This is a genomic window from Niastella sp. (assembly GCF_045805085.1).
GTDB lineage: Bacteria > Bacteroidota > Bacteroidia > Chitinophagales > Chitinophagaceae > Niastella.
Map to the genome: position 1 here is coordinate 1 of NZ_JBJMLX010000557.1, position 12,786 is coordinate 12,786.

Here is a 12,786-nt window from a genome sequence, read left to right on the forward strand (position 1 = left end):
TACCACGCAGCTGAATGTTTACACCGGCACCGGCCTGGCCACCTGAACGGGTGATATCCAAACCGGGTATTTTACCCTGTAAGGATTCCATTGGGTTGGCGGCGGGTACTGCAGTTACCTGGTTCGGTTTAATCGAATACACCGCACCGGTAAGGTCTCTTCTTTTAGACGTACCATAACCTACTACTACCACCTGGTCAAGGTCGGCATTGTCATAGGTCATCAAAATATTAAATGCAGAATCACTTCCTACTTTTTGTTCCTTTTGTAAAAAGCCTACAAAGCTGAATACCAGAACGGAATTTTCAGAGGGAACCGGAATGCGGAAAGTTCCTGTTACATCGGCGGTGACACTGATACGAGTGCCAAACACATTTACATTGACCCCGGGAAGCGGATTCCCTGAAGGATCTTTGATTTTACCTGTAACAACCCTTTCCTGCGCAAACAGGTAAGTACAATTTAGTAGCAAAAAAAACGCCATCAGGCATTTGGACAACGGTCTTCCAATCATACAACAGTTGTTTAAGATGATTTATGTTTTAACAATTGAGAGGAGCATATTTTAACCAAGGACTTACGTATATAGCTACGCGTATAGAGATGGGGGGCTTGTGTTTTTCAGGATATTGCATAATCAGCCACAAGAAACGGCTACCCGCAGTGCTAAACAATGCACTTTTTTACCAAAATGATGGAATATTTAACTATTCCTTGCACGTATACCCATAATCGCAAATACCCACACGTATAGCACTGTCATCTACCATAGTTATGCACATAACTATAGCATAATGGCAGGGCCACTTCAATAATTTTCTAACGTGTTTACGATTATTTAATACAATAATCCATCTCTCTCCGCGCTGGCAGCAATCGTTGTTGCTTTACTTTTCGAACAACCAATCCAACGCTCCGGCGTTTTCAGATACGCCTAATCCAGCATCTACAACTGGTAAGGGATCGTTATCATTGATAAAGCCCAGTAACAGGCACGACCCTTTTCCTAAAGTAAGTGTGTGTGTGCCCGCTTGAAACGAAAAACTATGTATGTTTATTGCAGGGAATCCTTCTATTGCCATGGCATTTGCCACTTTTACCTGTGCCTGGCCATAATCATCGGCACTTGCATCAATTTCCAATGTTGGCTCCGGCAAATATGCACCATTTTTTTCTGCGAAATAGGCTACCAATAATTTTACGGGTTTAGCAGTCTTAAAATTCAGGCTGGTGCCTTCGGTTATCTGCCGGCTCTGACTATAGTAAATACCCTGCAAGCCTTTCAGGAAAGCCGGCAGGTCATTCACTACCACGCTCAGGTCAGGGAATACCTGGGCATTCTTTTGAAATGTATATCTGGTAATATTAGGTGTGAGAATTTCTACAGGTGCATTGACGAGTGGCTTAATACTGGCTATTCCACTGCCCCCACCCTGTTTTTTCAATGCTTCAATATGTTTTTTGAAGTTTTCCAATTCACGTTGATAAACAGGCAGTAATTCTACCCAGGTTTTCATAGTAGCATTCTTCCCATTTACCGGTATTTTCCGTTGTTGCGTTTGCATACTGTTGGCATACAGGTAAGTGGTATCGGTACGGCCCGCCAGATCCGCAAAATACGCCACGCTCTTTTCCAGCATGGGTACTGCTTTTTCCAGGTCGGGTACTTTATTTGTGTATTTGAACTTTAATACCTGTACCGCCGTTCTTGCCTTCCATGCATAGAATTTTGCCATGGCCTGGTAACAATACATATCATTCTTCAGGCGGTTGAATTCTTCGCGGTTGGCTGTAACATAAGGCGTCGCCTTTTCAATGGCTGCTACCGATTTATCTCCATGTACCATTATTTCATCGGCTACTGCTATGGGCGTTTCGCCTACATGCGGGATCTCATTGGCTTCTTTATCGGCATACTCGATGACCATTTCCCCGAACGGACTTTCACTATTATATAATAGGGGAAACAAACCAAAGCGCTTGGGATCTATCAATTGTGTCATTAACATCCCCAGCGTCATGGTTTGACGGTTACCATCGGTGATGCCGTATCGTCTTAATATTTTGGGAGAGATCTCGCCGCTTTGCTCATACGCCTCTACAATATTTTTTCCCTGTTCGGCTGAACAACCAAATTTATCGGCCAGGCTGCCTGCCCAGTAAGCTTCTTCCTGGTGGCGGTCGCGGGTACAATTCCAGGCATAACGGGCCCAGGTGCGGTACCAGATCCAGTCGCGCTCTATCTCCAGCTGGCGGGGTTGGGTTTTATCGGCTGTATATGGCCAGTCCCAATAAGAAGCCTGGGGATACAGGTGCAACCCATTGGCTTCATAGATCGAGTGCATCGACTGCACACATTTCTGAATAAAATCGGGTGAGCCATACCGGAATGGCTCCAGGTTGGCCAGGATGTGCACGTTCTCTATTTGTACCGTTCCAATGCGGCTAAGGGTGCGATGCAGATCGGCCCAGGGTCCGCGTGGTTCGTATGTTGTTAAGGCTTCGCCATTGAATTTTGCTTCGGTATACAGGTTTTTGTAAATGAGTAAGGCATCTTTCATTACCCGCGGCGCATCGGTATCGTGTGCTCGCAATACGATCGGCGGCTCGTCTTTTCTACCCAGCATCTTCAATCCATCCTGCACACCGGGGATGATAGTTTTACAAAACCAGTCCACATCGTCCTGCCCTACTCCTTCCATCGCCTCGCCCAGCGCCACCATCAACCCTACGTTGGGATACTTGGCCACAAATGCGGCTATTGATTTACGCGTGTAATCTGCAATGATTGGTATAATAGGCCGGTTACGGTCCTGCGTTTTCATGTTGTTCTTTTCGGCAAAGGGTTTCGATACAATAATGTTATAGAACATTTGGATCACCCAGATACCGCGCTTGTCTGCTTCACTGGTAAGGAACGCAAACAACTCTTCATTCTTCTTAAAGGTGGCGTCGTCTACTTCTACGGCATAGGGATACTCTTTTGTGCGCACCAGTGAAGCGAACGGATGACCGTTCCACAAATACAGTGAGTTCAGCCGGTTGGCCACTAATGAATCGAGGTATTGCACCCACAGCGCTTTATCATATAACCAGGGAAAGGTTTCAGGTGTATACGGATATTCATACACGGTTCTTCCCGGTAAATAGTATGGCTTTTGTACGCCAATACAGGCGCCGCGTAAAACCATTTCCGGCTTGTCGGTAATAGATAAATTTTCCGGAAGCGCTTTCTGAATAGCTACCTGCTCGGCCAGTTCCAGGCATCCATATAAAGTTCCTGAAGCATCGGTACCAGCTATTATAAAAGAGTTTGTATTACTTTTTAAAGAGAACCCCTCCTTACCTGTTGTATCGGGTTTCAGGCGCCAGGTGGCGGCTGCTTTTTTAACAAGCGCGTCGGCATACAGACCGGCAACAATGGTAGTGCCGCTAACAGCCAGTTTGCCATCGGTCGAAAGCACCACTTTATATCCTGCTTTTTGCAAGGCGGCGGTGAGCTTTTCTGTTCCGTATTTTATACGAGGTGAATTATTTCCGGCAATTATAGTAACATTCTTATCCGCGGGTTTATCGGTAGCCCAGGTTGTCAGGTTCAGGATTACCAAACTTACAACCAATACAAGAAAACCTTTCATCAGAATATTGTGATTTAAGAAATTTTACGGTTTAGTATTTCAATTAGTGTATATCTCGTTAAGGGTTACTCCTCCCCGCTCGCCCGATACATACGCCGCTTCTACACACGCCATCGTATAAATGCAATCTTCCACTGAATTATCGGGTTGAGGTATTTGACCGGCTGCGGCCTGCATCACCTGTTCCATACTGCCTATAAAGGCATGCGGGAACCAGCTTCCTTCTACCTCCAGGGTTTTCCATTCCGGTTCATTACTGGTAAGGGTTATATATTGAAATCGATCTGCCACTCCATGCGGGTAGTTCATCAACAATCCCAGGTCTATTTTAACAGCGCCTTGCGTGCCTTCAAATTTTATATAGGAATGTTGTTGCTGCAAACCAAACTTGTGACAATGATTGGTAATTATATTCGCCCGTACGGTATCGCCATAATCCATGATGATATTACTTCGCACCGAAGCCAGCTGGCTCATATCCGGATGTTTTACCGTTTTGGCATATACGCTGTTGGGGTTGCCCAGGAAAGTGCGTACCAGGTCGATATAATGAATGCTGTGATATAAGATCTCCACGCGGGGCGATTGGTACAGGAAGGTCCATAAATGCCAGGGCGTAAATACGTTTATATTGATCTCTATATCGCACAACTGACCCAGCGCACCCAATAGTATTAATTTACGGGCAGCCTTTATAAAGGGGGCATAACGTAATTGAAAATTGATGGCGGCTACCAGGTTTTTATCGCGGCTATATTGCAGAATGGCTTTTGCTTCCTGGTAATTATCGCCCATTGGTTTTTGTATCAGCACGGCGGAACCGGCAGGCAAATAATCAAGCACCTTCCTGATCGCTGATCCGGGCACAGCTACGTCGTACACCATGGGCGACAGGTTTAACCGCCCTATGTCCTCCATACTGTCGAACACAAGCGGGATATTAAACTTCAGCGCAGTAGCGTTGGCTTTTTGTTTATCAACATCATAAATGCCTGCCACATGGAAGCCGGCTAATTGATAAGCCGGCAAATGGGCATCATTTACAATGCCACCTGCGCCAATGATCACAATAGATGCCTTATATGATAATGGATCCTTCACTTCATATTGTACATAGAGTTACAAAAATAGCAGTTGCAAGTTCCAGGTTTCAGGTTCCTGAAAACCAGATAATAAAAGTCGGGCTCCCCGAATTTCGGAGCACCTTACACTTTAAAACTTACACTACAAACTGCCTATATAGTTTCCATATGTTAAGGCAAGCACCGCTGTTACCAAAATAATCAGGGCCAACACAAGTGTAGCAATCGTTTTAGGGCGGCTTCTCGCCCATTCTCTCATCAACAATCCAGCTACCGAACTGAACAATACCAGCATGATCATGTGTATAGCCCAACTGCTATATTGATATTTTCCCATCCGCACATGCCCTAACCCATAAAAGAAAAATTGTGAGTACCACAAACAACCGGTAATTATGGCCATTATAAAATTGACCAATAAACGGTTGTTTGGCCCAATTTGCCTGTACTCGCCAAATGTTTTTTCTCTGCGGTGTAGGTATATGCAATATATAAGGGTAGATATAAATGCTCCCGTATTTGAAAAAATGTAAACAATGTTGATCCTGAAATTTCCACTGCCATATTTTTCCGCAACAGCTGCAATGGGTTCACCCTGATCGATCGAAAACCCATACACGGCCGATAGCACGCCTGCTAAAAAACAAAGCGGCAGCCCTTTGGCCAGGGAAAACGTACCAATAGTAGCATTCAATCTCAGATCATTTTCTTTATACCGGCCGGCCACGCCGCATAAGGCAATGCCCAATGCGCCAATGATAATACCAGCCATGATCCAACTGGCTCCGTTCTGGGAAAATAACGCCGTCAATTGTCCATGTACCAGCGGAGGCAACAAGGTACCCAACACACACGAAATACCTACCGCTATGGCATAGGTCAATGAGAAACCAACATATCTTATAGCCATTCCAAACGCGGTTCCGCCAATTCCGTATGCAACGCCTAAAACGAAAGTCTTAATCATGGCATCGGCTGGCGCTTCGCGTAAAACAGTGCCTATCTGAGGGATCGTGAGCCAGGCAATAACCAGGGGTAATAACAGCCAACATACAGCAGCCTGTACCAGCCAATACGACTGCCACGACCATTTCGCCACTTTTTTCTGTGGCGTGTAACACATGGCGGCACAAGAGGCTCCTACTGAATGATATATGACTCCGGTTATTACTTCCATTGGTTAAAGCAACTCGTTATTTGTATTTATGACGTTTACTATGGCCCACCAACAACGCAAAAAAGGGATTTTTATCTTGTTTTCGAATGGACTTACTATATCTTAATACATCTTTAATTTGTCATTACTACAAGTTATAAAATGATACTGCATTGGTGTTCAACACTTTTTGCAGAGCGGCATCACTCAATGCGCCTGATAGCACTTTTACATAATGCTGCCAGGTGTTGTTATAACTGTCTGCCAGCAAAGAAACCGGCCAATCGCCACCGCAACAACAACGGTTCTCCCCAAAATGCTCCAGCACAAATTCAATATAAGGTTGAATATCGCCGGCCGTCCAGTTGGGGCCTTTTTTAGCACAGGTGCCCAGCCCTGATATTTTAACGTAAAAATTTTTGTGCGATGCGGCTATTTTCATCAACTCACCCCACTCGCCAAATTTTTCGCCGCTGGCAATGGGTGGCTGGTTCATATGGTCCAGCATCAGTCGCAACTCCGGTACCTTTTGCGCTACTTCCAGCGCGGCTATCAGGTGTTGCGGGGTAACGCCCACTACGTCATACGGCACATCGTAGGCTGCCAGTACCGACAAACTCTGTACAACCGCGGGTTGTAATAACCATTGCGGATCGGGTTCATCGTGAATCAAGTGGCGTACTCCTTTGAAATAAGGATTGGCCAGGTATTCCCTGATGGCAGTCGCCGTGAAGGATGGGTCCTGTAAAGGCATCCAGCCCACTACTCCTTTTACCCAGCCGGTTGCGTTGGCAACCTGTAACATATAGTTCGTTTCTTCGTAAGTATTGGCCGCCTGCACCAGTACGCCGCCGGTAATTGCGGTATGCTGAACTTCGGCCATTAATTCTTCTATCTCATAATTCCGGTTCAGTATTGAGGTATCGTTCTTTAACCAGTCGTATTCAGCTTTTTCGAAATTCCATATGTGAACATGGGCGTCGATGATGTCCATAGCAATCGGTTTAATATCGATTCGAATATTGATTAATGTTGAGAAAGCCGCAAGTTACATGCAAAAATTGCAAATGTTGAAAAATCGCCACTTACCATTAATCAAAGCGCCTCACCTTTACATTTCATAGTTCGATATCGGATGTTTTTTCAGGCCAAACTGTTCTTCCAACTGGACGTTATGTTCACCCAACAATGGCGCGCCAATGTCGGAAGTATAAATTTCCCCGTCTATCCTGATGGGGCAACGGGTAGTTGTTATCGACAGGCCATTGCTGGTCTTTACTTTTATTTCCATATTCAGCGCCTGGTAGCCGTTCTCTTCCACCAGCATATCATAATCATACACTTTGGCGCACCAGATATCGGCAGGTTCCAACACAGCCAGCCACGCATCGGTAGCCCGGGCTGTTAAATGTTCGGCCAGGACGGTCTTTATTTCATCGCGTTTTACAAACCATTCTGCCATATTGGTGAATTTTTGTAATGGCTCACACTCCAGTAAGGTGGCCAGCTGGGTAATGTTACCCATGGCCAGCGCCAGGTACCCATCGGCGGTTTTATAAATGCCATATGGGGCCGAGAGATAGGCATGGCCATTGTTTATTTCACTGCGAACGGGCAGTTGGCGCCCATCGTTATAAAAACAGGTCAGTACTTCAAATTGAAAATCGAGGATCGATTCCAGCATGCTTACCTGCACCAGGCTTCCTTCATTGGTGATGGTGCGTTGGAATAACGCTGCCAGGATACCCTGTGCTATATGGGTTCCTGCTAAGATATCAACCACGGCCACGCCCATTGGAGTGGGGTTATCGCTGCGGTTGCTGCTTAACCAGGTTAAACCCGATACGGCCTGTAATAACAGGTCCTGACCGGGCAGGTCTTTCCAGGGTCCTTCATTGCCATACCCGCTTACTTCTGCATAAATGATCTGGGGGTTGATGGCTTTTACGGTTTCATAGTCAAGGCCCAGCCGTTCCATTACACCGGGGCGAAAGTTATGCATGAGCACATCGGCCCGGGCAATGATCTTTTTTACTTTCTCCAGGTCATCTTCATTTTTCAGGTCAGCCGCATAGCTTTGCTTGTTGCGGTTAATGGCGTGAAAGATGGTAGACTCCCCTTCTATCATCACATTCGATACATATAATTGCCGGCAGATATCGCCTACGCCTGTACGTTCAATTTTAATTACCTGTGCGCCCATATCGGCCAGCCGTAAACCGGCTGAGGGGCCCGATAAAAACTGGCTGAAATCAACAACTATTATATCTTGTAGGGGTTTCATTCCTTGATTTAAAATTTGGTTTATTACCTGCTTCAAGCCTCCCCCCGGCCCCCTCCGGTGGAGGGGGAGTTCGTTTCCACAGATTATTTTCCGATCAATTCCTTATTTATCTTTTCCGTATGCTCTCCCAACTGTGGCGCAGGTTTGGCTGCAAAGAGCCTTTCGCCATTGATGCGTATAGGGCAGCGGGTAGTGGTGATCTCCGCCCCTTTTGAGGTGGTGATCGTTTGTTCCATTTGCAGGGTAGTATACGCCTCGTGCTTTGTAAGCTGATCCCAGTCGAGCACTTCCATCGCCCACAGGTCTGCCGCATGCAGTTTTTCGAGCCAGCATGCCGATGGTTGCGTGGCCAGGTGTTTGGCCAGCACCGACTTGATCTCATCGCGCAAACTGAAGGCTAGTTTTTGGTCATAGGCCATCAGTTCGTTACAATCAATAGCTTTTGCCAACTGCTTTAGATCCACCATCGCAATGGCCAGATAGCCGTCGGTTGTGGCGTAAATACCGTATGGCGCATTCAATAACGGATGGCCGTTATTCACTTTGCTGCGTTTGGGCAATTTTTTACCACTATGATAAGTAGTTAACAATTCAAATTGAAAATCGAGTAAGGATTCCAGTAAACTCACTTCCACCAGTGCACCGGTGCCGGTCTTATGCCTTCTTATCAGGGCGCTCAGGATACCCTGCACCAGTTGCGAACCGCATAAATTATCGGCAATGGCCAGCCCAAAAGGCATGGGATTGTCTTTGGCATTGCCGGTGGTGTAGGCCAGTCCGCTCATTGACTGCAACAGCAGGTCCTGACCGGGCCGGTTTTTCCAGGGGCCTTCTTTTCCGTAACCACTGATGGCGCCATAAATAATGCGGTCGTTGAGTTTCTTTACTTCAGGGTATCCCAGGCCTATCTTTTCCATGATACCGGGTCTGAAGTTGTGGGTAAGCACATCTGCTTTTTCAATCAATTTCTTTACCAGCGCCAGATCTCCGGGGTTCTTGAGATCGGCCGCATAACTTTCTTTGTTGCGGTTGATGGTATGAAACAACAAAGAGCTATCGTCTGTCCAAAGATCTTTGATAGATAACCGGCGGCCGGCGTCTCCACTTTGCGGGCGCTCCACTTTAATAACACGCGCCCCCAGGTCGGCCAAACGCAAACCGGCTGATGGTCCGGATAAATACTGGCTGAATTCCAATACCAACAATCCCTGTAAGGGCAGTCGACTCATATAGACAAGCTCATTTTTTCGCCTTTAAGGCTATGATGATAAATACGATCAATTTCTTTTAGTACTGTTTCGGGGTTGCCACCGTTTAACAGGTATTGCTGAACCGGGTCGCCGGCATGGTCCTGAAAATGAAGGTACCCATTATAACGTGGGCGCATGTATCCATTTTTCATTACCGGCAATACAGCATGGAAAAAACTGTTGGTAAGCAGGTTGGCCATATTGTTTGTCCAGGCAGCCAGATGACCCGGTTGTCCGCCATGTTGCATATAAAAAGTGCGCTGGCAGTCTTCACTACAGATCCATGCTGCAAAATCAACAGCTTCCTTCTTATGTTTAGTATACGACGATACCGCTAATCCGGTGCCGCCAATGGTGCTGCGTAACCGGTTTTTACCAAAATGCACCAGGTTGGCGTAGGTAAGCAGGTATTTCGCATACCCCACCCGGGAATAGTTGGTATAGCAATAGGCAAACGGACAGTACCAGTAATCGTTGGTGGATGACATTAACTCCGCCACACCAATAGGATTACTCGCAAACAGTTTTTTATCGATCAGCGAATACAGCTCACGCATCGATTGCAATGCCTGTACGCCGGTTTCTTTATTGACTACATGACTGGTTTGCTGAAACGGCGTTTCGCCATGGGCAATACAGAACATGTAAAAGTTCATGAGTATATCGATGGGAATGGCCGGGATAGCTACTTTACCGGTTTTTGCCAGCGCTATCAGTTCATCCCAGGTATCGGGCACGGACACCCCGTTTTGCTGCAACAGATCGGCGCGATAGCTGGCGGCCGGCGTAGCGGCATCGATGGCCAGGGCCCATTGGTGTTTATCGTAATAATAGCTTGGATGCGACTCGCCCACCGTATTGGCGCTCTGATTTTGCAAATATGCGGCAGGCAGGTATTCATCTAAAGGCAATACGCTGTTGGTGGCAGCGGCACAACCTACCCAAGGGTGATCGATGATCAGCAGATCGTAATCGTTTACCAGTTTTTCCAGGGGGAAATCGGCAAACTCCTGTAACGTTCTTTTCTTCCAGTTGATGGTCACATTTGGGTTCAGCTCAGAATAGCGCTGCCCAGCAGCCAGTAAGGGCGTTATTCCTCTGCTGTGTCCCCAGGTAATGCCATTCAAAACAATTTCACTCATAGCTTCCTAACTTACTTTTTTATTAACCAACAATACGTGTTCACAAACCATCACTGTTTCACCGTGCTGGTTAAACACTTCAACCAGTTCAGTAACCAGGCCGAAGCCTGGTTTTTTATGATCTTTCTTCTCAGAGATAGTAACCGTAGCTTTTATGGTGTCGCCAATAAAAACAGGCTTTACAAAACGGAGCCTGTCGTACCCATAGGTCATAGCCACTTCATTTATCACAGCAGCGGTTAACCCAACTGCGATGGTAAAGATGAGGGTGCCATGCGCGATGCGTTTTTTAAAGGGTTGGGTCTTGCACCATTCCTCATCCATATGATGGGGAAAGAAATCGCCCGACTGGCCGGCATGAATAACAATATCTGTTTCCGTTACCGTACGGCCGCCGGTTGATCGCTTTTCATTTAATTCGAATTCTTCAAAATATTTTATAATACCCATACAGGATGTCAGAAATTATCTGGAAATAATATATTTAACAGCTTAAATTAATTCAGGATTGTTGAATGGCATAGCGCCATTGGAACTAAATCGACTAAATTGTTGTACAGGCAGTATGAAATGGCTAAAATGCCATGTGCAGATGTAGAAAATGAAACCATTTTTTTCATAAGCAACTATTTTTCAATCGTAAATAGATCCAGGCGATTTACAACCAGTTACCAGGATGCCTGTTAAGAACTGTTGTACTTTATTACATTCGGAGTTGATGGAAAGACGTGCCACGTTAATGAAACAGTCGCTTTTGAGAGCTTCAGGTAATTTGTTAACTGTTGCCGTTGTTGCCGTTTGTAGATACAAATACAATGCAGGCATAACGTGGCACGCCTCATCCTTGCTGCTTTTGCTAAATAACCAACACTGAACGCTTTAAAGTGGAAAGCTACACATTTAAGCCAGGGGCGTCAATGTCAGGTTTAACTGAAATGATGGAATATATTACTAAATATTTTCCGGCCATATGTAATGATACAAGGCATTGTAGTGAAAAGCCCTTCATATATTACTAAATACATAGTTGACGAGTTGACCAGTTAACCAGTTGATCAGTTTACGGGTTAACAAGTTGACAGGTTGACAAGGGAGGGTTGAAAAGGGGTATCGAGTACTATATATTCATTGCCGGTTACAAGGGTTGGAGGGTACAAAATGGCACAACCGTTTGCGTGTTCTTTTTCTGCTTTATAGGCTGTAAGTTTGATAACATGTTCCATCAAATTTTAACCCATTATTCGCTGGATCCTGATAAGTATCTCGTTCAACCCTTTGGCAGCGGCCTTATTAACCATACCTGGAAAGTGAGCGCAGCCGATGGCCATGATTGCTATATTTTACAACGAATCAATACCGCCGTTTTTAAACAACCGTACGATATAGCCCTGAACATGGCCAGCCTGGGCAGCTACTTACAGCAACATTACCCTGATTACCTGTTTGCCGGCGCCCTGCCCACCACCGCCGGCGACTATTTATACGTGGATGAACAACACGCGTATTACCGGCTTTTCCCTTTTGTGGCTCAATCGCATTCAATTGACAGGGTGCTTACGCCCGAACAGGCTTTTGAAGCGGCCCGCCAGTTTGCCCGGTTTACCCATCTGCTGAGTGGTTTTGATACCCGTTTGTTAAAGATCACTATTCCGCAATTTCACGATCTGTCGTTACGATACCAGCAGTTTACTACTGCATTAATAAATGGCAATCCGCAGCGCATACAGGATGCAGCAGCATTAATCAATTATTTACAACAACAGCAACACCTGGTGCAAACCTACGAGCACATTAACAATGATCCCGGCTTTCGCCTGCGGGTTATCCATCACGACACCAAGATCAGCAATGTGCTTTTCGACGATCAACACAAAGGCTTGTGCGTGATCGACCTCGATACCGTAATGCCGGGTTACTTCATCAGCGATGCAGGCGATATGATGCGAACGTATTTGTCGCCGGTGAGTGAGGAAGAAAAGGACGTACAGCTGATTACCATCCGGGATGATTTTTTTGCCGCTATTGCCTGCGGCTATATGGAGGAACTACGTACCGAATTAACCGATACAGAGAAACAACATTTTGCATATGCCGGTCAGTTCATGATCTATATGCAGGCATTACGCTTTTTAACCGACTATCTAAATAACGACGTATATTACGGCGCCCGGTATGAAGGCCACAATTTTATCAGGGCTCAAAACCAGGCCGTGCTGTTACAACAATACAATGCA

At 45.9% G+C, this 12,786-nt stretch carries 10 protein-coding genes; 1 reads left to right on the forward strand and 9 read right to left on the reverse strand.

Annotated features, from left to right (window positions below; translation table 11 throughout):
• The 9 genes from ACJ751_RS29045 to ACJ751_RS29085 all read right to left on the reverse strand — a co-directional run.
• A partial coding sequence (locus ACJ751_RS29045; protein ID WP_407749047.1) for a carboxypeptidase-like regulatory domain-containing protein occupies positions 1–514 on the reverse strand: 514 nt, incomplete at its 3' end.
• 373 nt (positions 515–887) lie between these two features.
• Positions 888–3,638, reverse strand: coding sequence for a hypothetical protein (locus tag ACJ751_RS29050; protein WP_407749048.1), 2,751 nt, complete (start codon positions 3,636–3,638; stop codon positions 888–890).
• Positions 3,639–3,677: 39 nt separating this feature from the next.
• Entirely contained in the window at positions 3,678–4,739 is a 1,062-nt protein-coding gene (locus ACJ751_RS29055) for a Gfo/Idh/MocA family protein (RefSeq protein WP_407749049.1), read from the reverse strand.
• A 123-nt stretch (positions 4,740–4,862) separates the two neighbouring features.
• Positions 4,863–5,897: an L-rhamnose/proton symporter RhaT gene (locus tag ACJ751_RS29060; protein WP_407749050.1), complete on the reverse strand. Its 1,035-nt coding sequence runs from the start codon at positions 5,895–5,897 to the stop codon at positions 4,863–4,865.
• 127 nt (positions 5,898–6,024) lie between these two features.
• On the reverse strand, positions 6,025–6,870 hold the full coding sequence (locus ACJ751_RS29065) for an amidohydrolase family protein (protein WP_407749051.1): 846 nt from the start codon (positions 6,868–6,870) through the stop codon (positions 6,025–6,027).
• 117 nt (positions 6,871–6,987) lie between these two features.
• The gene (locus ACJ751_RS29070; protein ID WP_407749052.1) at positions 6,988–8,160 is read right to left on the reverse strand and encodes a CaiB/BaiF CoA transferase family protein; all 1,173 of its coding nucleotides are present in this window, start codon (positions 8,158–8,160) and stop codon (positions 6,988–6,990) included.
• 83 nt (positions 8,161–8,243) lie between these two features.
• Complete coding sequence (locus tag ACJ751_RS29075) at positions 8,244–9,389, reverse strand: CaiB/BaiF CoA transferase family protein (protein WP_407749053.1); 1,146 nt, start codon at positions 9,387–9,389, stop codon at positions 8,244–8,246.
• On the reverse strand, positions 9,386–10,552 hold the full coding sequence (locus ACJ751_RS29080; protein WP_407749054.1) for an ABC transporter substrate-binding protein: 1,167 nt from the start codon (positions 10,550–10,552) through the stop codon (positions 9,386–9,388). Before ACJ751_RS29080 ends, ACJ751_RS29075 begins: the two co-directional genes overlap by 4 nt.
• Positions 10,553–10,558: 6 nt before the next feature.
• A complete protein-coding gene (locus tag ACJ751_RS29085; protein ID WP_407749055.1) occupies positions 10,559–11,002 on the reverse strand; it encodes a MaoC family dehydratase in 444 nt (147 codons plus the stop codon).
• Positions 11,003–11,766: 764 nt separating this feature from the next.
• Here ACJ751_RS29085 and ACJ751_RS29090 point away from each other — a divergent pair.
• Positions 11,767–12,786: phosphotransferase enzyme family protein (locus tag ACJ751_RS29090; RefSeq protein WP_407749056.1), on the forward strand; the 1,020-nt coding region annotated here is incomplete at its 3' end.